This is a genomic window from Brevibacterium sp. K11IcPPYGO002, assembly GCF_050920635.1.
Taxonomy (GTDB): domain Bacteria; phylum Actinomycetota; class Actinomycetes; order Actinomycetales; family Brevibacteriaceae; genus Brevibacterium.
In genome coordinates this window covers 226,887-249,859 of record NZ_CP131929.1, presented here as the reverse complement: position 1 = coordinate 249,859, position 22,973 = coordinate 226,887, and the positions used below count along the sequence as shown (strand labels likewise).

The following is a 22,973-nucleotide window of genomic DNA, read 5'->3' as shown; positions in this document are numbered from 1 at the left end:
CCATCCGGCCCCGAGGTGGTCGCGCCCATCCACGCGACCGCCTCGGGGCCGGTTCGACAACTGGGGCCGGCTCGACGACTGGGGCCGGCTCGATGCCCCCAGAGATGCGTCGCCCGGCTCGGACCCGCCCGACCGTTTCAGTGACCGTCGCCACGATACGTCGGGGTAACTCCGAACCGACCGTGAAGTTGTCATGTCCAGTCGGTGAACTGCCCAAACTTGTATAGACATTCGTTGATGGGCTCGACAGGATGAATGCGAACGATCACTCCCGTATCGCAACCTGCTCTTCGAAAGGCAACCCCACCATGACCTCCTTCCTCCGCTCCAAGGCGGTCCGCACGATCACCGCCGGCCTCCTCGCCCTGCCCCTGCTCGCCGCGTGCGGCAGCTCCGGAGGATCCGGCGACGACACGATCACCTTCGCCGCCGTCCCCGCCGAATCCTCCTCGACGCTCGAGTCTTCCTTCGAGAACGTCACGAAGCTGCTCGAGGAGGAGACCGGCCAGAAGGTCGAATTCCAGAACGCCTCGGACTACGCCGCCGTCATCGAAGGCATGCGCGCCGGCCAGATCGATGCCGCCTCCTTCGGCCCCTTCGCCTATGTCATCGCGAAGGACTCGGGCATCGACATCGAACCCGCCGCAGCACCGACGAACGACAAGGCCAAGGATCCGGCCTATACGTCGCTGGCCTATGTGAAGAAGGGCTCGGACGTCACGAGCCTCAAGGACCTCAAGGGCAAGAAGGTCTGCTTCGTCGACAAGGCCTCGACCTCCGGCTACCTCGTGCCGATGAAGGGTCTGCAGGACGACGGCATCGACATGGACAAGGACCTCGAACCGGTGCTCTCCGGCGGGCACGACGCCTCACTCCTGTCTCTGAATTCCGGTGACTGCGATGCCGCGTTCGCCCACGATGCCATGCTCACCACCCTCGAGAAGTCCGGCCAGGTCGACAAGGGCAGCCTCGAACCCGTCTGGGAGTCCGACTCGATCACCGAGGACCCGATCGCGGTGAACAACGACTCCCTCGACGCCGATACGGCCGCGAAAATCACCAACATCCTGCGCGAGAAGGCCAACGTCCCGGCCATGGTCGAGGCCGGAATCTGCGATTCCGAGGACGACTGCGTTCTGCCCGAAGAGATCACCTACGGCTACAAGGAAGTCTCCGACGCAGACTTCGATTCGATCCGCGACATCTGCGACGCCACCCAGGCCGACGCCTGCAAGAACGTCGGCTGAGAAGGATGACCATGACACACCCTCACCCCACTTCCAACCCGACGACGCCTGAGCTCCAGACGGAGATCGACTCCATCTATTCCGTCCAGCTCGATCATGTCACGAAGGACTTCGGCGGCGGAGTGCTCGGCCTCGACGACGTCAACCTCGGGTTCCGCACCGGCGGGATCAGCGTCCTCCTCGGTCTCTCCGGCTCCGGCAAATCCACCCTCTTACGCCATATCAACGGACTGCACAGTCCCACCTCGGGGAGGGTGCGGGTCCTCAGCCAGGATATGGACCGGCTGCGCCGCTCCGAGCTGAAGGCCGTGCGCCGCGACATCGGCGTCATCTTCCAGTCCTTCAACCTCGTCGGACCGATGTCCGTGCTCGAGAACGTCTGCGCTGGCGCGCTCGGATCGCTGCGCGGACCGCGCATCACCCTGATGATGTACCCGAAGGCCATCCGTCGCGAAGCCCTCGAGAAACTCGACCGCGTCGGTCTCGCCGACCGTGCCTACCAGCGCGCCGACACGCTCTCCGGCGGTCAGCAGCAGCGGGTCGCGATCGCCCGCGCACTCATGCAGCACCCGACGGTGCTGCTCGCCGATGAGCCGGTCGCCTCCCTCGACCCGGTATCGGCCCGCGACGTCATCGACCTGCTGCGGCAGATCTCGGCCGAGGACGACCTGACCGTCATCGCCTCCCTGCACCAGGTGCAGCTGGCCATCGATTTCGCCGACCGGATCATCGGTCTGCGCACCGGCCGGGTCGTCCTCGACCGCAAGACCGCCGGGCTCAGCGCCGAGGAGGCCTCCCAGATCTACTCGAGCGTATCCGGAATGGACACCGCCGCCGAGGCGGGCGACCGTGCCGATGCGACCATCGTCGGATCGCAGACCGCGAAGTCCCGCGCAGAGGCGGCCGCCCGGGTGGGAGCCACCCGATGAGTCTCGTACTCGACCGTGAGGCTCCCGCCGTCGTCGAACCGCAGCGTCCCCGTCCGTCGGGGAACTCCACGGTGGCCGTCATCGTGCTCATCGGCCTCGCCGCTGCCGGTGCCTGGTCGGTGTGGTCACTGGGCATCGACATCGCCACGATCGCCTCGTCGTTCGACAATGCCGTGGGGTTCTTCTCCCGCATCGTCCCACTCGACTTCCCGGCTTTCGGTGAGACCGTCTCGCTTGTCGTCGAGACTCTGGCGATCGTATTCTTGGCGACTCTGCTCTCCGTCGTACTCTCGATCCCCGTCGCCCTCTTCGCGGCTCACCCCACCCGGATGGGTCGCGGTTCGCAGTGGACGGCACGGGCCCTCATCGTGCTGGCCAGGGCGATTCCCGACCTCGTGCTCGCCATCGTGTTCCTGCGGATGATCGGACTCGGAGCCACGGCCGGCATCATCGCCATGGGCATCCATTCGGTGGGGATGATCGGCAAGCTCTACGCCGATGCCATCGAAGAGCTCGACGATGGGCCCCGCGAATCGATCGAAGCTCTCGGCGGCAGCCGCTCCCAGCAGATCCTCACCGCGATCCCGCAGTCGCTCATGCCGCAGCTCATCGCCACTGCCCTGCACCGGTTCGACATCAACCTGCGCACCTCGGTGCTGCTCGGCTACGTCGGCGTCGGCGGAATCGGTCTGGCCATCGCGGACTCGCTGCGCACCCTGGACTACCAGCGCGGAATGGCGCTGGCGGTCATCGTGCTCATCCTGTGCATCGTCATCGAGCTCGTCTCCGGATCCATCCGGGCCGCGCTCATGGCCTCGACGGGGGCGACGATCACCGGCGGCACCTGGGTCGACCGGATGGTCAACCGGGGCCGGGTCACCGGGGTCGGGGACCTCGACCTCACCCCGCCGTGGAGCGTGGCACGGTTCCGTCGTTTCGCCTCGGCGGCGGTGCTCATCGTCCTCACGATCGCCGCCCTGTGGCGGGTGGACGTGTCATGGTCGGCACTGGCCGCGGGTCTGCTCGACCTGCCGCAGACCGTGAGCCTGTTCTTCCCGCCGTCGACCGGCGGGACGCTTACCAACCTCGTCGAGCAGCTGCTCGTCACCATTCAGATCTCGCTGGCGGCGACGTTCATCGGGGCGATCCTCGCGGTGCCCATCGGCGTCCTCGCCGCCCGCAACGTCGTGGCGAACCGGGCCGTGCACCAGGCGTTCCGGGTCCTCATCGTCGTCGTCCGCGGCATTCCCGAACTCATCCTCGCGATCATCTTCGTCGTCATCTCCGGACTCGGCGAGGTGGCCGGAACCCTGGCCCTGTCCATCGGTGCGATCGGCCTGCTCTCGAAGCTCATCGCCGACTCCATCGAGGAGACGGACCTCCAGGTCCAGGAGGCGGTGCGGGCCACCGGAGCCGGCGAGGCGCAGGTGTTCTTCTCGGCCACCCTGCGGCAGGCGGCACCGGCGTTCGTCGCCCACATCATGTACCTGCTCGATACGAACATCCGCTCGGCCACGCTGCTCGGCGTCGTCGGCGCCGGAGGAATCGGATTCCTGCTGCTCAACGCCTCGCGGGTCAACCAGTTCGATGTCGTGACGATGGTGCTCATCCTCATGGTCGCCGTCGTCCTCGCAGTCGAAGCCCTGTCCATGTGGCTGCGCCGAGCCGTGCGCTGAGCCTGCGCAATCAAGTCCACCCGCCCGCCGAGATTTCCGTCCGCCGACCAAGCGGGCGAAGCAGAGCCCACGAACTCGCGTGGGCACCACCGCAAGAGAAAGAGAATCGACATGAGACAACTTGCCGTCTTCGACATGGCCGGAACCACCATCGACGAACGTGACGAGGTCTACCGCGTGCTGCGCGAGGCCACCGAACGCGAGGGCGCGGACTACTCCGATCAGGTCTTCCAGAAGTGGATGGGCACGGAGAAGCACTGGGCGATCGAGAATCTGCTCCGCCTCGGCGGGGTCGAGGTCACCGAGGAGGTCCACGAGCGGGCCTGGCAGTGGTTCCGTGCCGAGCTGCGCGAAACCTACACCAAAAATCCGCCACGGCCGCTGCCCGGAATCGAGGAGGCCCTGTCGACTCTGCGGGAGCGCGGGATCAAGGTGGGATTGACCACCGGGTTCTCCCGTGAGATCGCCGATCTCATCTTCTCCACCATGGGGTGGGCACCGGGCCAGACTTTCGACGTCTCGGTCACCGGCGACGAGGTGCCCGCCGGGCGTCCGGCACCGGACATGATCAACAAGGTCATGGAGACCGTCGGGGTGACCGACCGCGCTGCCGTCGTCAGCGTGGGAGACACCTCGGCGGATATTGAATCGGCACTGGGCGCCGAAGTCACCGCCGTGGGCGTGCTCACCGGGCACCTGAGCCGGGAGGATTTCGCGGCCGAGGGCGCGCACCTCGTCCTCGATTCCGTGGCGGACCTGCCCGCGGTGCTCGCCGAGCAGGAAGCTGCAGTGAACGCAAAGTGACGGTTCAGGCTCATTCGACGATGAAAGGCACCGAGGCGGCCGATCGTGGCCGCGCGACCGCTCAGCCGTTTGCCCAGGTGTGGACCGGCGGTGCCGATTTCGAGCTCCGCGAGTTCGACCGGCCGCACCTGGCACCGGGCGAGAGCCTCATCCGACTGACCGCGGCCACGGTGTGCGGATCCGACCGGCACACCGTCAGCGGACGTCGTCCGGGGGCGTGCCCTTCGGTGCTCGGCCACGAAGGTGTCGGCATCGTTGAGGACACGCGCGGGGATGTGCCCGTCGGCACTCGCGTGGTCTTCTCGGTCACCTCGGTGTGCGGTCAGTGCCGGAACTGTCGACGCGGGCTGAGTGCGAAATGCACCTCGGTGCGCAAGGTCGGCCACGAATCGGGTGAGTCGGACTGGGCGCTGTCGGGCACCTACGCGAGCCATATCCATCTGCCGGCCGGCGTGGCCATGGTCCCGGTGCCGGATTCCCTGCCCGACGGGGTGGCGGCGACTGCGGGATGTGCCGTGGCCACCGTCATGGCGATGTGTGAAGCCGCCGGTGACCTGCGGGGACGCCGTGTCTTCGTCAACGGCATCGGGATGCTCGGGCTCACCGCGGTCGGGGCCGCCCTGTCTCGCGGTGCCGCCGAGGTCATCGCCGCCGATCCGCATCCGGACCGTCGCTCTCTGGCCGAACGGGCGGGGGCTGCTCGGTCGGTTGAGCCGGGCGTGGAGCTCGCTGATGTCGATGTCGCGCTCGAGCTCTCGGGCGCCGAGGCGGGGGTGCGCTCGTGCATCGACTCACTCGGCATCAGCGGGACCGTGGTGCTCGCCGGCAGCGTGACCCCGGGGCCGCAGGTGTCGATCGATCCCGAGCAGATGGTGCGCGGATGGCGCACGATCACCGGAGTCCACAATTTCGAACCCCACCACTTGGCCGAGGCCGTGGAGTTCCTGGCAGCCGACGGTGCCGCTCTGCCGTGGAAGGACATCCTAGGCGGCCCGATCCCGTTGACGGATCTGCCGCAGGAGTTCGCGCGCCCGACAAGGGCCCTCCGCACAATAGTCTCCCTAATTGCTACGTGACGGCGGCCCAGCAACCTCGCGCGAGGTTGCTGGGCCGCCGTCGGGTAGCACGGAAGGTGTTGCTGACAACTGAAATCGTGGTGCCCCACGCCCGATACACTGCTGAACAGCACAGGCCGTGGCCCCGGAAGAAAACGAGCGAGCGATGCAGTTCACCTTGGCACAGATCACCGGCTTCATCGCGGTGGCCGAAAACCTTCACTTCGGACGCGCCGCTGAAGAGCTGAATATGACCCAGCCACCGCTGAGCCGGCAGATCCAGAAGCTGGAGAAATCGATCGGTGTCCACCTCTTCGAACGCAACAATCGCACCGTCACACTGACGCCGGCAGGTGAGGCCTTCCTCGCTGAGGCATACGGTCTCCTCGCATCCGTCGAGCGTGCCCCTCGGCGAGCACAGAAGATCGCCGAGGGCTCCTGGGGTCAGATCACCATCGGGTGCACTGCGGTCTCGACGTTCGGCGTCCTTGGCGGTCTCGTCTCGACCCTGGCAGAACAGCTGCCGGGCATAAGCGTCGAGATCGCCGAGATGGTGACGGCAGAACAGATCAAGGCCTTGTCTGAGGGCAAGATCGACATCGGCCTGGGGCGAGTGGGCCGCATCCCCGAGACCATCGACGCGACCCTGGTCCTGTCTGAGCAGCTCGTACTGGCAGTTCCGTCGGACCATGCGTTCGCCGCACGTGACTCTGTGGGCACAAAGGAGATCTCCGGTCAGCGACTGCTCATGCACGATGCCACGAAGGCTCGATACTTCTACGATCTCACCGTTCGCTACATCGATGTCGAAGCCAATGAGGTGGCTCACTCGCTGAGCCAGATCCTAACCATCGTCAATCTCGTCGCTGCCGGTCGCGGCATTGCCGTCGTCTCGGAATCAGCTGCTCACCTCGGCGTCGACGGTGTCACCTATGTCCCGCTCCACGACGCTCCACGCGATGTCGTCGAACTTCATGCGATCTGGAACCCGGAGTCCCGCAACCCGGCGCTCAAGGAAGTCCTCACTTTGATTCGCAGAAAGTGAACACAATACCTTCCGAGCATCAATGCATATATAAATAATCTTGGACAGGAATTATTCCTCGTTCCTACAGTGGGATCACTATCCCGACTAACAAGGACGTCATTCCGTGGCCAATTACCAACCTCAAGAACTCGCCGACCACCTCAAGGACGGACTCCTCTCCTTCCCTGCGACAGCATTCAACGAAGACCTGTCCCTCGACGCCAACGCCTATTCCGACCACATCGCTTGGCAGTCGAGCTTCGACGTCGCCGGACTCTTCGCCGCTGGCGGAACCGGCGAGGGATTCAGCCTCACTCCCCCGGAAGCGAAACAGGTCGTGAGCTTGGCCGTTGCGAACTCACGAGCTGAGGTGCCGGTCCTTGCTTCGGCAGGGGGTGCGACTGCACACGCCGTTCAGAATGCGATCGACGCCGAGGAGGCCGGAGCAGAGGGTCTCCTCGTCCTTCCTCCCTACCTCACTGAATGCGGCCAAGACGGCCTCTTCGAGCACGTGTCCGCCATCTGCGAAGCTACGAAGATCGGCGTCATCGTCTACAACCGTGCAAATGCGGTCTACTCGCCCGAGACCGTTGAGCGCCTCGCCGACACCCATGAGAATTTCATCGGCTTCAAGGACGCGCTCGGCGACATCGAGCAGCTGACGAAGGTCTACGCTCGCACCGGCGACCGCCTCTTCTACCTCGGCGGACTTCCGACCGCAGAAGTCTATGCACTGCCGCTGCTGCAATTGGGAATGAGCACCTACTCATCCGCCATGTTCAACTTCGCACCCGAGTTCGCCCTCGACTTCTACGATTCAGTACGCAAACAGAACCGCGCCGCAGTGACAGAGAAGCTCAATTCCTTCGTCCTGCCCTACTCGAAGATCCGCGAACGAGTTGCCGGCTACGGCGTCTCTATCGTCAAGGGCGGCCTCAAAGTCATCGGCCGCGACTGCGGGCCGGTCCGGCCACCCTTGCAGAACCTCACCGAGGCAGACCTGCAGGATCTCGAACAAGTTATGTCCGCTGCGGGCATCCGCCTCGACCGAACCGCGTCCGCGGTCGCCTGAACGGTCAGGACGCCACGCATCCACGGCTGAGACAACCACACCCACAGATCGGCGCCGATCGGCTTGAGCCGGTCGGCGCCGAAATCGCTATCAGGAACAGAGGTCACTCATGACGACACAGCTCACTACCGCGACGACCGACGCGGACGTCCACACATCACTTTCCGGCACATCAATTGTCGCCGGCACCAAAACGCCGGGAAAGGGGGAAACCAGCCGCGCAATCAATCCTGCGACGGGCGAGACCTTGGCTCCCGAATACACGCTGCTCACCGAGGAGCAGGTATCCGCAGCCATCGCCGAAGCCCACGACGCCTTCCCTTCGTACCGCGGCACTTCGCCGGAGATCCGCGCAGCCTTTCTCGAGAGCATCGCAGCCAACATCGAGTCCGACGCGCAGCGCATCGTCGATCGGGCCGCACTGGAGACCGGACTTCCTGCGGGGCGCCTGAATGGCGAGATCACCAGAACCTCCAACCAGCTGCGCCTGTTCGCATCGGTCGTCCGGCTCGGTGACGCCCACGGAGCGCGCATTGATCCCGCGCTCCCTGACCGAGCACCGTTGCCGCGCCCCGATATTCGTCAGCGCAAGGTTCCTCTGGGGCCCGTCGCTGTCTTCGGCGCGAGCAACTTTCCCCTCGCTTTCTCGACGGCAGGCGGTGACACCGCTTCGGCACTTGCTGCTGGATGCCCAGTCATCGTCAAGGCCCATAATGCCCATCCCGGGACCAACGAACTGGTCGGTGCCGCCATCACGCGTGCCGTCCGCGACAGCGGACTCCACCCGGGTGTCTTTTCACTCGTCTATGGGTCTGGCGCCGAGGTCGGGCAGCAGCTTGCCACGGACCGGCGAATCACGGCCGTCGGATTCACCGGTTCCAGGACGGCCGGAGTGGCGTTGTCGGCCGCCGCTGCGGCTCGCCCCACACCGATCCCCGTCTATGCCGAGATGAGTTCAATCAATCCCGTGTTCGTCCTGCCGGGGGCCATTGCCGGTGACGTCGCCGAGGTGGCCCAGGGCTTTTTCGGCGCAGTGACCGGTTCCTCCGGTCAGTTGTGCACCTCCCCTGGAATTCTCTTCGTTCCCAACGGCGACCGCGGAGACGCTCTGACGGCTCGCATCGCAGAGGAATTCAACTCGTCGAAGGGCCAAACGATGCTCACCCCCTCCATAGCCGCAGCCTGGCAGAGCGGAGTCGACCAGCTTTCAGCACAGCCGGGAGTCTCATCTCTGGCACAGGGGTCGGATGGAGAGACGTTCAATGCGCCCGGACCCCGTGTGTTCACGACCTCAATCCGGGACTTCGCATCGAATAAGGAGCTGCAGAACGAGGTCTTCGGGTCTGCAGCCATCGTCGTGCGCTACGACTCGACCAATGAGCTGGTGCCTGCCGTGGCAGAGCTCGAAGGACAGCTGACTGCGACACTGCAGATGGGTGAACAGGACACCGAAGTGGCAGACGCGCTAGTGCACGCGCTGGAACTCACCGTCGGCCGGATCATTGTCAACGGTTGGCCGACCGGAGTCGACGTCGGTCACGCGATGATCCACGGTGGACCATTTCCAGCGACGTCGGCTCCCCAGACCACCTCGGTGGGTGCAACCGCGATCGACCGCTTCCTCCGCCCGGTCGCCTACCAGAACGTCCCGCAGGCCATTCTTCATCCGGTTCTCCAAGAGGCCAATCCTTGGGCAGTGGCCCGGGTGCTCGATGGTCGATACTCTGCGGCAGAACGTGGCGGCGCCTCGGACGCAACCGACGCGGCCGCCTCGGCGAAATCCTTCGTTGCCAGCGTGCGCCACCGTCTCAAGAAACTCGGATTCGACCTTCCCTTAGCCAATCCTGCCAGCTACAGCTACAAGACGGTGACCGTCGCCGGCGAGTTGGCCTTCGTATCCGGGCAGATCGCCAAAGGCGACGGAGAAGTACCCGTCCAGGGAGTCATCGGTGAAGACCTAAGCATAGAGGACGGAATTGCGGCAGCTCAGCTGTGCGCGGTGAATCTCATTGCCCAGCTGGAGACGAACCTCGGTCTGGACAATGTCGAGAGCATCGCCAAACTCAACGTCTATGTGGCCAGTCCAGCAGACTTCAGCAAGCACCCCATCGTCGCTGAAGGAGCTTCCAAACTCCTTGTCGATGCTCTGGGAGACGCCGGTCGTCATGCACGCACTGCTCTCGGAGTCCCGCGCCTGCCTGCGAACTCACCGGTTGAGATCGAAGCAGTGATCAAGCTCAAGAGTCCAGGTGAACTCCGCCCCAACTGATCAGCTGGGAAGCTGACAGCGAAAACGCAGAGCGGTCCGGTCGATTCAACGACCGGACCGCTTTTCAATTCCCTGCTGGCCAGCAGACAGCTCCATCTCACGTTTCTGCTGCCCTAAAGCTACGCAACGGGGCGGACACTCCCTTGTGAGAATGTCCGCCCCGTTCAACTTGCAAGGAGTCGGGCGTACTGCGTGAGACGCATCGAAGTGGAGAGATCCTGTCTCAGCGCTTTGAGAGGATATAGGTCCGGTCCGCCCCGATGTACCAAAGGTCCTCGGTGCCGATCGCCACATTGCCGTACCGCCAAGGAATCTCCGCTGCGCCGAAGGACCCGACATCCAAGACATGCTTGTAGCCGGGACGCAGCTCGTTGGCGAATGACTCCTGCTTGCCCATGAGGTGCCCGACATTGCGCTTGCGGTATTCCGTGTTGAAATCCACTTCTTCACCAAGCATGCCGATCTCGATCATCCTACCGAGGTGGGGTGCCAAGTAGTCCAAAGTACCTGCGTGGACGTCTTCGCACACGACTCCGGGGCGCAGTTGGCCGATGATTCCCTCACGGACCACGTCGAAGAAGAACTCATACGCTTCTTTGGCGCCGTCGGTGCGCGGAAGCGACCGTGCCATGTCGGAGGTCGCCACAGTGATCCCGTCGAAGGTGATTCGCACACCAGCGTCGAGTTGGATGCACTTCGTGTCATCGTTGATCGGGAAGTCGACGGGAGGCCCGGGGAACAGCATCCTGTTCGAGGAGTGCAAGTTGGTGAAGTACGGTTCGACCGCAAAGGGAATCACGTTCTCCGTGCGAAATTCGACGATTTTATCCACGTAGCGCGCGTAGATGTCGAGCTCGGTGAACTCAAGCCCCGCCGCCAAGGATTCCTCTGCCCATTTCAGAGCCTCTTCGATGGCGAAGACGCTGCACCTGGCAGCGACGATCTGAAACCCGAGGTCTTCGTGGTCGCGAACGTCGCGCCAGTGACCGAGAGCGGTCGACAGCTCGTTGAGGACGGCGCCTTCGGCCTCGAGTTCGAGCGCCAGACCGGTTGCAATCCACTCCTCCTCAACGCCGATCTGGTTACCATGGGCCAGTGCCACAGCTGCCGCACCGAATCCTGCGAAGCGGCCGATCGGAGTGCCGGACACACCGTGCGCGGTCTCCGGAGCGAGAACATAGAGCTTCTCGTCCTGACTGGACCAAACCGCCAGTTGACCTTCGCTCTGCTGAGTTCCGACGACCTCGCTGAAGTTCGGCGGAGCGGAGATGACGACGGCGTCGAGCCCTCGGTCCTTGGCCATCGACTGCAGAGCCGAATAGCGCGTATCGGTCTGCGACTGGATCTCCTTGCTCAGTCCGTCAAGGTGTTCAACATCAGCGATGAGCCGCGTCGCAGTCTCCGCTCCGAGCTCACGCCAGCGAGAGAAGCGCTCAAGAACCGCTGCGGTGTCGATCTCATAGGCAACAACCGGAGTCGTCGGCTGCTTGTCGGCGACGACGTCGAGGCTCTTCGACAGCGTCGAGTAGTGCTTCATGACGACACCGGAGTCAAGACCGACCTGTTCCCCTTCTGCGAGCTCCTCAACCAATGTCGCCAGTGATGCTGAGGCCGGTGTATCGGCAACAATTCGGGGATCGATCGTCACCCACGGCGCATAGAATCTCATCCGCTCCTTCGGCACCCCGGCGGACAGGGCGTTGCCCTGCTCCTGCTGGCGAACAAGCAGCACTTCACCGTCGGTCGTGTCGGCGATGAGCGGTGCAACCAGGGGGCTCGAATCTAGGCGAATCGCAGAGAACAGAAGGCTCTTCTGGGCATCTAGTCCGAACGAATCTGCCAGACGCGTCTTGTCGGTTGTCAGTTTGATCACTGCGTTTTCAACTCCATATCTTCCTTGAGACGTGTTCGCCTCTACCGGTGTGCCTTGGGCCGAAGGTGCCCTGCCGGCCATCCCTGTCTTGTGTTGGTCGGGCCGGACGATCGGACCGCTCAGCTGATCCCGGCGGTGACGCCGATGTGGGATTCGATCTCCGCCACGTAGCTGGCGAAGTTCTCTGAGAATTTGTGCTCTTTCGCGCGGGGACGTTCGATGTCCACTTTGACGTCGGCGACGATCCGGCCCGGACGATCGCCGACGACGACGACTCGATCTGCCAGCCATACAGCTTCGGAAATGCTGTGAGTGACGAAGAGGACACTGCAGCCCGTGCGACGCCAGATCCGTTGGATCTCGAAGTTCATCGAATCGCGTGTCATCGCGTCGAGCGCGCCGAATGGCTCATCCATGAGGAGGATTTCCGGACGTGAAACCAACGCGCGGCAGATGGCGACGCGCTGTTGCATTCCGCCGCTGAGTTCGTAGGAGTACCGAGTCGCCTTCTCGCCGAGTCCGACCATGTGCAGCAGCTCCATGGCGTGGTCCTTGGATTCCGATGTGACAGCGTCACGAAATTCCAAGGGCAGGAGGACATTGTCGAGATTATTCCGCCAGGGCAGGAGAACCGGGCTCTGGAACACCATTCCGATGTCCTTGAGAGCGGCGCTGATCTCGCGTCCGCGGATGAGGATTTCGCCTTCAGAGGCTTCCTGCAGACCCGAGATCGTGTTGAGCAGCGTGGTCTTTCCGCTGCCGGACTGGCCGACGATTGAGACGAACTCCCCCGGATTGACGTGGAAGTCGAGTCCCTTGAGGACGACGTTCTCCTGCCCGTCGCGAGAGGTGTAGGTCTTGCCGACGTTGTTGACTGAGATCGCATAGTCAGTGGTCATGGTCGTACTCCATTCACTTTGTAGGTGCCGCAACGTCTTCGTCATGGCGAATCGGGTCGATGTAGTCGTTCGTATAGATGTCGTCGACGGTGAGATCGGTCGAATTCTCGAGACCGAGGAAGTCGGTAGCCACGCTCAGCATCTGTCCAACTCCATCGTCGGTCATCACACCGAACTGGTCGTCTGACTTTCCGGTGGCCCAGTTCAATTCGCATTGCGACTTGAGCGCATAGGTCACGGTCTCCGGTTCGTACCCTTGAACTTCCTTCGTGAAGTCCTCTGCAGTCTGATCCGGGTGGTCGCAGGCCCAGAGAAAGCCCTTCTGCATAGCGCGGTTGAAGCGCTCAACACGCTCGGGATCATTCTTCAGGGCCTCATCCGAGACCACGATGCCATTGCCGTAGAGGTCGATGCCGACGTCAGACCATTTGAGGATGTTCGCCTTCTCACCGAGCGCCATCAGCGCCGGCTCGTCGGAGACGTAGAGCGCGAGGTTCGCATCCCAGCGGTCGGCCAGCAGACCTGGAATCTTCGATTCGCCGGTGGCGTGGACGACGTTGACGTCATCCTGTTTGAGGCCACTGCGTTCGAGCGCGAGCGGCCACATAGCCGTCATGGCACCGGCACCCTCAGTCGCCACCGTCTTGCCCTTCATGTCCTCCCAGGTTTTGATACCCGAACTCTCGAGTGCGATAGTCGCGTACGCTGATCGGGCCTGAAGCAGATTCACCTGCTTAACGTGAGCTCCTTTGCCCTGGCTGAGGATGGTCGCGCCGAAATCGGCCCATCCGGCGTCGACTCTCCCGGTTTCGACGGAAGTCACGGTGTTCGTTGAGCCGGAACCCGGCATCAGCGAGACGTCGAATCCTTCCTCTTCAAAGAACCCCTCGGCCTCAGCTGCGAAGAACGGTGCATGCTTCGGCAGATAGGCGACGTCGACCATGAGGTTGAAGTCATCGAGTCCGTCCTTTGGCGTGCATCCTGTCAGAGTGACGACAGACAGCAGGAGCGGCGCAACTAGCAGTTTCTTCAAGATGTGCATGGTTCCGCCTCTCACTTCGTGTAGTTCTTCCACGGCAGCAGCTTCTTCGAGATGAGGTCGATGATGAAGAAGAGAAGCAATGCGATCGCCGCAAGCACGATGAATGCTGCGAACATCGAGGGGAGGTCGACCTGAGAGTTCGCGAGAAGAATGACGTATCCGAGTCCCTTGGACCCGGCGATGAACTCACCGACCACGGCACCGCCGACAGCCAGCGAGATCGAGATCTTAGCTCCCGTGAAGATCGAAGGAAGCGCATAGATGAAATCGATCTTCATCATCTTCTTCAGCTTCGAGGCACGGTTGATGCGTGCAAGGTCCTGCAGCTCGTGCGGCACAGAGTTGAGCCCGTCGAATGTGTTGATGACGAGCGGGAAGAATGCGATGGCCATTGCCACGAAAGCCTTCGACTCGAAGCCGAAGCCGAACCAGACGATGAACAGCGGCGCCAGAGCGACCTTCGGAATCGTGTCGATGGCGATGAGCGCCGGATAGAGGAAGGGACGAAGGAAGGAAGCGTAATAGAGGAGTGCTCCACACAGAACGCCCAATGCTGTGCCGAGCGCAAAGCCTGCGAGACCTTCCTGCAGGGTAGTGAGAGCGTTGACCGCGAAGTATCCCGGGTTCGTGAATAATTCTTCGAACGCCGAAATCGGACCGACAAGCAGATACTTCGGGAAGTCGAAGATGAAGACTGCTAGCTCCCAGATCGCGAACAATCCGACGAGCCCGACAACAGCTTTGATTCCCGCTGTGAATGACTCAGGTTTGAGCCTAGATGCAGTCGGCGGAGCTGCCGGCGCAGGGCCGGGCTCCACAGGTCGAACTGCATCGGTATCGATGCGTGGTGCTGTTGTCATTTGCGATCCCTCCATTGGGTTCTGGTCCATGAGCAGGTGTGGCATTGCATTTGTGACGTGGAACAACTGTGATGCGTTCCAGTATTCGCGACTCAACGATGCCTGTCCAAGATTGTTTTCGCATGTTTCGATACCCTGAAGGAATTGCATCAATGAGTTTGTGCAGGCAGGAAAAACTCGAGAGTTTAATTGAGAAACGCCAGGATACTCGGACTTCCCAAGAACATCCTGGCGCACCATGGCAACTTCGCGCGCAACGCTGACCCACCCACCGACTCGAACTACCCGACGGCGGCCCAGCAACCTCGCGCGAGGTTGCTGGGCCGCCGTCGGGTAGCAATTAGGAGCGGGCGTTTGCTAGGTCGTTGCGGAACGCGCGACCTGCGGCACCCAAGTCGCCGCATGAGGTGATGAAGCGGAAGCCCTGCTCCTTGCGCAGACGCGCCTCTTCGCCGTCGCCGCAGTGGATTCCCGGGATCACCCCGGCGGCATCGGCGGCCGTGCGGATCCGCACGAGTGCCTCGGCGTGAGCTTCATTCGGCTGCCCGGGCAGGGCCCCGACGGCGAACGCGAGATCAGCCGGACCGACATAGACCCCGTCGATTCCCGGCACGGCGCAGATGTCCTCGACCGCGGACAGCCCTTCCTCGTTCTCGATCATGACGAACAGCAGCGGGCGCTCATCGTGTGTGTCCTGTACCGCACCGTGCATGATCTCGGCGGTCGGTCCCCACGATCGATCCCCGCCCCGGGATGGATAGTCGAGCGCGGCCACCGCGGCCTGCGCCTCGTCGACCGAGGACACGAGCGGGACGATGATCGCCTCGACTCCCGCGTCGGCGAGCGCCCCGATTTCCGTGAATCGGTTCGCCGCGACCCGCGCCGTCACTAGCGCGTCCCCGCTGGCGCGCACGGCATCGGTCAGCCGCAGCACATCGGTGGGGCGCACCAGCCCGTGCTGCAGATCGAGGCAGACATAGTCGAACCCGGCCGCCGACCCGACCTTCGCCAGCTCCGGGCTCGTCGACATCATCCACAGTCCGTTGTAGGTCTCCCCCGCGCGCAGGCGGGCCCGATGATTCTCAATCGCAGCAGTCATGACTGCATCGAATCACGGAACCCGCCCTGCCACCAGAGGTGCCCGATATCCGGATGAACCTCACCGAGGCGGCCCACCCCTGCGTACGAATCATCGATCATCTCGCCGAGGCGGCCCTGCCCATCCATGCGACGGATTCTCCCGCACGAAACGTCGTCCCGCCTCGGCGAGTGGACGATGGGGGCGAGTCCTCAGCCGTCCTCGAGAACCATCACTCAGCCGGGCTGTCCTCGAGGAGGGGACCGATGACTCGGTGGCGGGCGATGACGAAGGGGGCACTGGACCCGACTTCGAGGAGTTCGAGGTCGAGGCGACGAGGCAGCAGCGGCCGCCCCTTACCGAGGACCACCGGCGCGGTCCACGTGATGATCTCGTCGAGGAGTCCCTCGTCGGCGAACTGCCCGGCGAGGTCGCCGCCGCCCATCACCCACAGGTCACGGTCGCCGGTGGCGGTGCACATTTCGAAATAGTGGTCGGAGACCGAGCCCTTCGCGAATCGGATGTCGGGACTCTTCCCATCTTTCCCGGCTTCGGGCAGGCCGAGCTTCCGGTGAGTCATCACCCATGCGGGAACCTCGTAGGGCCACGGTCCGTCGAGGTTGCGCAGCACCCATTCGTACGTCGTCGCACCCATGACGATCGCTCCGACTCCGTCGATGAACCCGTCATCCGGCGGTTCTTCGGTCTGGCGCAGCAGCCATTCGAGCGAATCGTTCGGGTCGGCGATGAACCCGTCGAGCGTGGTCGCGGTGTAGTAGACGGTGCGTGACACGGGCAGTCTCCTCCTAGTTGCGTCTGTCTTTCATCCTATTGCGACAAGGCTCTCTCACAGCAGATCGGCGTCGATTCCGTCAGAAGACAGAACCGACGCCGATCGATGCGACAACTCTTCACGCCTCAGATTTACTGAGCCGCGCCGCGTCTCACACCTCCCCAGTCCGCAGCGCCTCGGCGATGTACTCGGCCTGCCGGATCGCCAGCGCCACGATCGTCAGGGTCGGGTTCGCGGCGGCACCGGTGGTGAACACCGATCCGTCGGAGATGAAGAGGTTCTTCACGTCGTGGGTCCGGCCCCACTTGTCGACGACTCCGTCTTCGGGACGTTCGCTCATCCGCGCGGTGCCGAGGTTGTGCGTCGACGGGTACGGCGGAGTGTGGTGGGACGTCTGCGCCCCGACCGCCTCGTAGACTCTCTGCCCTGCGGCGTAGGCATGTTCGCGCATCGCCAGGTCATTGGCGTGATCGTCGTAGTGGACGTTGGGCACGGGCAGACCGTTCGTGTCCTTGACCGTCGTATTCAGCGTCACTCGGTTGCTCTCCTGCGGCATGTCCTCACCGACGATCCACATTCCTGCCGTGTTGAGATACCGGTCGAGCAGCGCCGCGAAGTCCGGTCCCCACCCGCCGGGTTCGACGAAGGAAGCCATGAACGCCGGACCCAGCGAGATCGTCTCCATGTAGTAGCCGCCGGAGAACCCGCGGTCGGGGTCATGGATCGACTCATCAGCGATGACTCCGGCCATCGTCTCCCCGCGGTACATCCGCACGGGTTTGTCGAAATGGCCCCACACGGTGCCGGTCAGGTGGCGCATATAGTTCCGCCCCACATGCCCGGACGAGTTCGCCAGCCCATCGGGGAAGGACGGTGTTCCGGACAGCAGGAGCAGCCTCGGCGTCTCGATCGAGTTGCCGGCCACGCACACGAGCTTCGCGGCCTGCCGGTGGAGGTTGCCGTCCTTGTCGAGGTAGAGCACGGCATCGGCGCGGCCGTTCGCATCGTGGGTGATCTGCACGGCCTGGGACTCCGGCCGCAGATCGAGCAGCCCGGTATCCGCTGCCCGCGGCAGCTCCCTGACCAGCGTCGACCACTTGGACTTGTTCTTATCGCCTTGGAAGTTGAACCCGTCCTGGATGGAGGCGGGGCGGCCGTCGTATTCTTCGGCGTTCGTGGCGTACGGACCGGTGGCGTAGAACTTGTAGCCGACTTCCTTCGCACCGCCGGCGAAGACCTTGTAGTTGTTGTTCGCCGGCAGCGGCTTCCGACCGTGGACGTGGGTCGAGCCCATCGCCTTCTCCGCCCGATCGTAGTATGGGGCCAGTTCGTCCAGGGTGATCGGCCAGTCGAGGAGGTTCGCTCCGTCGATGCGACCATAGACGCTGCGGGCCTTGAACTCATGGGCTTTGAACCGCGGCGTCGCCCCCGACCAGTGGGTCGTCGTCCCGCCCACAGCCTTGACGATCCAGGCCGGCAGGTTCGGGAAGTCGCGGGCGATCCGCCACGATCCCGTCGTGGTCCGCGGATCGAGCCAGGCCATCTGGTTGAAGGCTTCCCATTCGTTGTTGACGTAGTCCTCGTTGCGCAGATACGGCCCGGCCTCGAGGACGACGACAGGGATGCCCTTCGCCGTGAGCTCGTAAGCCAGCGTTCCCCCGCCGGCGCCGGAGCCGACGATTACGACGGCCTCCTCGTCCGGGTCGATGCTGTATCCGGTCACACTGCGTCCGGCCTCGGCGCCGGCACCGCGTCCTGTGTTCTCAGCGGTCATCACTTCTTCACCTCTCCCATCTCGACGCTCTGCGGCGCGGGCTGATTGGTCGACTCGTCACCGACAGCACTGCCGCTGCGGACCCCCGTTGCCCCGACGCCGAGTTCGGGAATCGGCTCGTCCTCGGGGTAGACGATGCGCGGTTCGGGCAGCCAGTCGAGATCGTCGAAACCGCGGTTGATATAACCGCCCTTGTCGAACGACGGCCCTTCGTAGCCGAGCGTCTCCCACACTTCCGTATCGTCATAGAGGTTGAGCACGGCGGTGCGGCGAACGAAGCCGAAGAACTCGGTGGACTCGACCCGCCGCAGCACCTTGAGCGCGGAATCGTCATCGAGCCCGCAGAAGTCACCATCGGAGAGCTGATCCAATGACAACAGCCCTTGGATGAGGGCCACCCGGAACCAGGTCTCCTCATCGGCGGCGATGAGGATCTTCTCCGCGGTGCGCACATACGGCCCGTCGGGGAAGTCTGCGTGCGGGAACGCCACGCGCAGCACTCGGATGAGGGTCTGCTTCGCCTCGTCCGTCATCTCCATCGCATTCAGCGATGGGTATTTTGCAGGGAATGCCATCGGATGCTCCTTTGCTCCACTCGGCCGGCGGCATCGACGCACGCCCGCCACTGTCCTGACATGAGCAACCTATGTGACCCGCGACACCATCGACTATCCTCATTCTCACCACATGAAAAAGTCGATCGCCGAGGCGGCTCCACCGTCCCGCACCCACGACCGTTCCCGTCCCGGCGGGGACGGACCCGGCCCGGCGGCCGGGGCCGGATGCCCATCGCCGAGGCGATCGCACAGTCAGGAGACCGCGTGTCCAACAGTGCCGTGATCCAACGAACCTTTGCCGTTCTCGAAGCAGTTGCCTCTTCGGGCAGCGCATCAGCGAAGACCGTGGCCACCCGCCTCGAGATCCCTCTGCCGACCGTCTACCGACTCCTCAACGAGCTCGCCGATTCTGGGTATCTCGTCTATCTCAAGGACACCAAGCGTTTCGAGCTCGGCCCGAAATGCTTCGAACTCGGACTGTCGTTCCAGCAGCGCCTCGTCGCTCCGCATCCGATCCGGCAGATCACCGATCAGCTCCACCGGTCGCTGGGCACCGCCGCCTATTTCGCGATCTACCGCGGCTCCGACATCATCCTCACCTACTGCTCCGACTGCGAGAAACACCCGCGGCTGAGGCCCCTGCGCTTCGGCTTCCACGAGGCGGCGCACGCCACTGCTTTCGGCAAGATCCTCCTGGCCGGAATGCCCGAACCGCAGCGCACCGACTACCTCGAGGCGCGCGGAATGCAGGTGCTCACCCCGCAGACGATGATCAGCCGAGAGGCCCTCGACCCCCACCTCGCAGAGGTGGCCACCCGCGGAATCGCATGGGAGCACGAGGAGTTCCTGCCCCGTCAGACCTGCGCGGCCGTGCCGGTGCGCAACGGCACGGGAATGCAGGTCGGGGCGATGGCGATCAGCACTCCCTCGTCGAAGATGGCGGGGAGGGCGAAGTTGGTCGAGTCGACCCTGCGCGAACATGCGGGCCTGGCATCGAGCTACCTGCGCGGCGGTTCGGTCACCGTCCCCGTCGCCGAGCACGCTTAACCCCCAGCTTTATCGCCACATGAGAAGAACCGTGTCCTCCAAGCGATGACTCTGCTGAGAATGATCGTGCTCGCTCACAGTTGAGAACTCAAGGAGGAGAAATGGGCACGACCAACAGCGTCGCAGTGGTGACAGGATCGGCACGGGGAATCGGACAGGGCCTTGCGCGAAGGCTCGGAGCCGATGGACACCATGTCATCGTCGCCGACCTGCCGAGCATGCAGGACGGAGTGGCGGAGACCGTCGCAACGATCGAAAGCGCAGGTGGGAAGGCCACCGGCGCCGAGGTGGACGTCACGGACGAAGATTCGCTGAGCCGCCTCGTCGAGGTGGCCGTCGACGCGGGAGGGAAACTCGACGTCTTCGTCGCGAACGCCGGAATCGCCCAGGTCGAACCCCTCATCGACTATTCGAAGGCTGATTTCGAGAAGATCGTCGACGTCAACCTCACCGGCGTCTTCCTGTCGTATCAGGCTGCGGCGAAGCAGATGATCGAACAGGGCAACGGGGGCAAGATCATCGGCGCCGCCTCGATCGTCGCGTTCCGTCCTTTCGCGCTGCTGTCGCCGTATTCGGCGACGAAATGGGCGGTGCGCGGACTGACTCAGGGAGCTGCGATGGAGTGGGCCAAGCACGGCATCACCGTCAACGCCTACGGCCCGGGCATCGTCGGCACCGCGATGTGGGATCTCATCGATGAAAAGCTCGCCGCCGAGGAGGGGCTGGCCAAGGGTGAGGCGATCAAGAAATATGCTGGTGACATCCTCATGGGCCGGGTGTCCGTGCCTGAGGACGTCGCCAACCTCGTGTCGTTCCTCGCCGGCGAGGATTCCGATTACATCACCGGGCAGACCATGCTCGTCGACGGCGGAATGCAGTTCTCGTAACGTCGTCGCAGTGGGCGGTACAGGCACCGCCACCCAAGTTTTCCCACGTAAGAAGTCACCCGCAAAGAAAGGTAGAAGACATGATCTTCATCGTCGTGAAGTTCCCCGTCAAACCCGAAATGGCCGAGCAGTGGCCGGAGATCACCCGCGAATTCACCGAGGCGACCCGTGCCGAACCCGGCAACAAATGGTTCGTCTGGTCGCGCAGCCTCGATGACCCGAACGAGTACGTCCTCGTCGAAGCCTTCGACGATGATGCCGCCGAAGCGCATGTGAAGTCCGATCACTTCCAGGCCGCGACCGCCGAGGGCGGGCCGATGCACTCCGCTCTGGCAGCGACCCCGAAGATCATCTCCCGTCAGATCGACGGTGATGATTGGGATGCGATGGGCGAGCTCCAGATCGGCTGATCCCTCACCGAGGATGTCCCGCGGGCCCGCTGATTCGATCGGTGGGCCCGCGCTCTACTCACCGTCACCCTCGCTGCAGCTCGGCTGAGTCTATTCCCATGCCGCACACCGATTGATAAGATTGTCTTATGAGCTTCGTCGACGAGTACCGCCACGCGCAACGCTGTGAAGACATTGCGCGACTGCGCCGTGCACTCGCGCTCCGAGCCATGCTCGCCAGTGGCATGAGTCAGCGAGAGATCGCGAATGATCTTGGAATCTCGCAGCCTGCCGTGAGTCAGCAGCTCAAATTCGCCCCCGCTCTTGATCTGGTTCATCCGGAGATCCTCCTGGAAGCCGCTGTTCCGATTCTCATGAAACTAGCCTCGGATCACGGCTATGAGAATTTGGCTGTCTTCGGTTCCGCTGCGCGCCGTGAAGCTCGAATGGACTCCGATATCGACTTGCTCGTCGACGCTCCGGAAGGCACTTCGTCTTTCGCCTTCATCCGTTTCAAACAACTTATCGAGAAGGTTCTCGGCAGAGAGATCGACTTGGTCGACTATGGCGGACTGAAGCCGGGGGTAGACGATGACATCCGCCGAGAAGCGGTGTCGCTGTGATGGATCGCAGAATTGCTAAGGAACTGCTCCACATCGAAGCGTGGCTAGATCGTGTCGATGACATCGTCTCCCGAGGGAAAGACGCTTACCTCCGAGACGAGCTGCTTCAGGAAGCCGGAGATTCCCTGATGATGAAGCTCGGCGAAGCCGCAAATCGGCTGTCGCGCATGGAAGCGCGTTCGCCAGCGGGAATAGATTGGGCTCTGGCCACCGCCAATCGCAATTTCATCATCCATCAATACGACGCAATCAATCGCTCCGTCACCTGGCTGACCCTGTCCGTCGACCTCGGCGAGTGGAAGCAGGCGCTTCTGCCCTCGTTCAGAGCGGCGCAATCGTCACTGCAGACGCTCTCTGAACAGACCGACTGACTCTCGGCACCGGCCAGCTCCCCAGCGTGGCGAACCTGCAATAGCTCGGCCCCTGCACTAAGCCGCTGCAGGTTCACCGAGCTGAACGATCACTTCTGCGGCAGGTATGCCTTCTGAGACTCGACCCATTCGTCGAGCACGCTTACACGGTCGTCGAACTTCGCGGTCGGGAAAGCAAGCCCCTTCGTCGGCACACTGGCGCCGAGTTCGACGAGCAGCGGTCGCAGTGTCGTTTCCACCGCGAGCGTGTGCGCCGGGGATCCGATGGTGAAGACCGGGATCGCGGTCAGCCCGTGCAGACCATTTGCGTCATACCGATCGAGGAAGGCTTTGAGCAACCCTGTGTAGCTGGCCTTGTAGGTCGGGGTGGCGATGACGGCGAAGTCGGCAGTGGCCAGACGCTCGATGAGTGTGTCGAGACGGTCGGACTTCCAGGAGAAGATCTGGTCGGTCACCTCGGCGAGTTCAATGGTTTCGTCGATCTCGGAACCGGTCACCTCGGCGATCTTGCCTGCGAGGTCCTCGGCCACCTGACGGGTTCGCGAGTTGGGGCTCGGGTTGCCGACGACGACGGCGATGCGTGTGGTCATAAGGGGTCCTCTCAAGTCGACTGAATCCGTGAACGACAGAAACTCGCCGCTCACCATGAATGTCAGCTTAACCAGGCCGACTCCAGGCCGGCTCAACTGCAGTCATGGGCA

At 63.3% G+C, this 22,973-nt stretch carries 23 protein-coding genes; 13 read left to right on the top strand and 10 right to left on the bottom strand.

All coding sequences use genetic code 11. From position 1 onward, the window contains the following. Positions 1-308 precede the first annotated feature (308 nt). The 8 genes from QYM46_RS01160 (at position 309) to QYM46_RS01125 (ending at position 10,079) form a co-directional block, all read left to right on the top strand. On the top strand, positions 309-1,247 hold the full coding sequence (locus QYM46_RS01160; protein ID WP_432790394.1) for a phosphate/phosphite/phosphonate ABC transporter substrate-binding protein: 939 nt from the start codon (positions 309-311) through the stop codon (positions 1,245-1,247). Between the two features lie 11 nt (positions 1,248-1,258). After that, complete coding sequence (phnC, locus tag QYM46_RS01155) at positions 1,259-2,176, top strand: phosphonate ABC transporter ATP-binding protein (RefSeq protein WP_432790392.1); 918 nt, start codon at positions 1,259-1,261, stop codon at positions 2,174-2,176. Beyond that, entirely contained in the window at positions 2,173-3,852 is a 1,680-nt protein-coding gene (gene phnE / locus QYM46_RS01150; protein WP_432790390.1) for a phosphonate ABC transporter, permease protein PhnE, read from the top strand. Before phnC ends, phnE begins: the two co-directional genes overlap by 4 nt. 111 nt (positions 3,853-3,963) lie before the next feature. After that, positions 3,964-4,656, top strand: coding sequence for a phosphonatase-like hydrolase (locus tag QYM46_RS01145; protein WP_432790389.1), 693 nt, complete (start codon positions 3,964-3,966; stop codon positions 4,654-4,656). After that, positions 4,653-5,732 (top strand): alcohol dehydrogenase catalytic domain-containing protein, encoded by a 1,080-nt coding sequence (locus QYM46_RS01140; protein WP_432790388.1) that lies wholly within the window; start codon positions 4,653-4,655, stop codon positions 5,730-5,732. The genes QYM46_RS01145 and QYM46_RS01140 overlap by 4 nt, the downstream gene beginning before the upstream one ends. A gap of 145 nt (positions 5,733-5,877) precedes the next feature. Further along, entirely contained in the window at positions 5,878-6,756 is an 879-nt protein-coding gene (locus tag QYM46_RS01135) for a LysR family transcriptional regulator (RefSeq protein ID WP_169250997.1), read from the top strand. Positions 6,757-6,862: 106 nt separating this feature from the next. Next, positions 6,863-7,810 (top strand): 5-dehydro-4-deoxyglucarate dehydratase, encoded by a 948-nt coding sequence (kdgD, locus tag QYM46_RS01130; protein WP_169250996.1) that lies wholly within the window; start codon positions 6,863-6,865, stop codon positions 7,808-7,810. A gap of 109 nt (positions 7,811-7,919) precedes the next feature. Next, positions 7,920-10,079 (top strand): aldehyde dehydrogenase family protein, encoded by a 2,160-nt coding sequence (locus QYM46_RS01125; RefSeq protein WP_432790387.1) that lies wholly within the window; start codon positions 7,920-7,922, stop codon positions 10,077-10,079. A gap of 223 nt (positions 10,080-10,302) precedes the next feature. On the opposite strand, the gene QYM46_RS01120 is transcribed toward QYM46_RS01125, so the two are convergent. The 9 genes from QYM46_RS01120 to QYM46_RS01080 form a co-directional block, all read right to left on the bottom strand. After that, entirely contained in the window at positions 10,303-11,952 is a 1,650-nt protein-coding gene (locus QYM46_RS01120) for a M24 family metallopeptidase (protein WP_432790386.1), read from the bottom strand. A gap of 119 nt (positions 11,953-12,071) precedes the next feature. Next, complete coding sequence (locus QYM46_RS01115; RefSeq protein WP_139467842.1) at positions 12,072-12,851, bottom strand: ABC transporter ATP-binding protein; 780 nt, start codon at positions 12,849-12,851, stop codon at positions 12,072-12,074. A 13-nt stretch (positions 12,852-12,864) separates the two neighbouring features. Then, on the bottom strand, positions 12,865-13,893 hold the full coding sequence (locus tag QYM46_RS01110) for an ABC transporter substrate-binding protein (RefSeq protein WP_172172741.1): 1,029 nt from the start codon (positions 13,891-13,893) through the stop codon (positions 12,865-12,867). 11 nt (positions 13,894-13,904) lie between these two features. Next, entirely contained in the window at positions 13,905-14,903 is a 999-nt protein-coding gene (locus QYM46_RS01105) for an ABC transporter permease (protein ID WP_432790385.1), read from the bottom strand. 190 nt (positions 14,904-15,093) lie between these two features. Next, on the bottom strand, positions 15,094-15,852 hold the full coding sequence (locus QYM46_RS01100) for an HpcH/HpaI aldolase family protein (protein WP_432790384.1): 759 nt from the start codon (positions 15,850-15,852) through the stop codon (positions 15,094-15,096). Continuing rightward, the gene (locus QYM46_RS01095; RefSeq protein ID WP_432790383.1) at positions 15,849-15,980 is read right to left on the bottom strand and encodes a hypothetical protein; all 132 of its coding nucleotides are present in this window, start codon (positions 15,978-15,980) and stop codon (positions 15,849-15,851) included. Before QYM46_RS01095 ends, QYM46_RS01100 begins: the two co-directional genes overlap by 4 nt. An 83-nt stretch (positions 15,981-16,063) precedes the next feature. After that, positions 16,064-16,624: a dihydrofolate reductase family protein gene (locus QYM46_RS01090; RefSeq protein ID WP_169250990.1), complete on the bottom strand. Its 561-nt coding sequence runs from the start codon at positions 16,622-16,624 to the stop codon at positions 16,064-16,066. A 151-nt stretch (positions 16,625-16,775) separates the two neighbouring features. Continuing rightward, on the bottom strand, positions 16,776-18,398 hold the full coding sequence (locus QYM46_RS01085) for a GMC family oxidoreductase (RefSeq protein WP_432790382.1): 1,623 nt from the start codon (positions 18,396-18,398) through the stop codon (positions 16,776-16,778). Beyond that, positions 18,398-18,973, bottom strand: a complete 576-nt coding sequence (locus QYM46_RS01080) for a hypothetical protein (RefSeq protein WP_432790381.1) — start codon at positions 18,971-18,973, stop codon at positions 18,398-18,400. The genes QYM46_RS01085 and QYM46_RS01080 overlap by 1 nt, the downstream gene beginning before the upstream one ends. Positions 18,974-19,219: 246 nt before the next feature. On the opposite strand from QYM46_RS01080, the gene QYM46_RS01075 reads away from it, so the two are divergent. From QYM46_RS01075 to QYM46_RS01055, 5 genes are all read left to right on the top strand, one after another. Continuing rightward, complete coding sequence (locus QYM46_RS01075) at positions 19,220-20,002, top strand: IclR family transcriptional regulator (RefSeq protein WP_432790380.1); 783 nt, start codon at positions 19,220-19,222, stop codon at positions 20,000-20,002. A 101-nt stretch (positions 20,003-20,103) separates the two neighbouring features. Then, positions 20,104-20,889: an SDR family NAD(P)-dependent oxidoreductase gene (locus tag QYM46_RS01070; RefSeq protein ID WP_432790379.1), complete on the top strand. Its 786-nt coding sequence runs from the start codon at positions 20,104-20,106 to the stop codon at positions 20,887-20,889. 80 nt (positions 20,890-20,969) lie between these two features. Next, positions 20,970-21,299, top strand: a complete 330-nt coding sequence (locus tag QYM46_RS01065; RefSeq protein WP_432790378.1) for a putative quinol monooxygenase — start codon at positions 20,970-20,972, stop codon at positions 21,297-21,299. A 128-nt stretch (positions 21,300-21,427) separates the two neighbouring features. Continuing rightward, entirely contained in the window at positions 21,428-21,901 is a 474-nt protein-coding gene (locus QYM46_RS01060) for a nucleotidyltransferase domain-containing protein (RefSeq protein WP_432790377.1), read from the top strand. Beyond that, positions 21,901-22,272: a HepT-like ribonuclease domain-containing protein gene (locus QYM46_RS01055; protein ID WP_432790376.1), complete on the top strand. Its 372-nt coding sequence runs from the start codon at positions 21,901-21,903 to the stop codon at positions 22,270-22,272. Before QYM46_RS01060 ends, QYM46_RS01055 begins: the two co-directional genes overlap by 1 nt. 89 nt (positions 22,273-22,361) lie before the next feature. Here QYM46_RS01055 and QYM46_RS01050 read toward each other — a convergent pair whose 3' ends face one another. After that, positions 22,362-22,862 (bottom strand): NADPH-dependent FMN reductase, encoded by a 501-nt coding sequence (locus tag QYM46_RS01050; RefSeq protein ID WP_432790375.1) that lies wholly within the window; start codon positions 22,860-22,862, stop codon positions 22,362-22,364. Between the last annotated feature and the right edge of the window lie 111 nt (positions 22,863-22,973).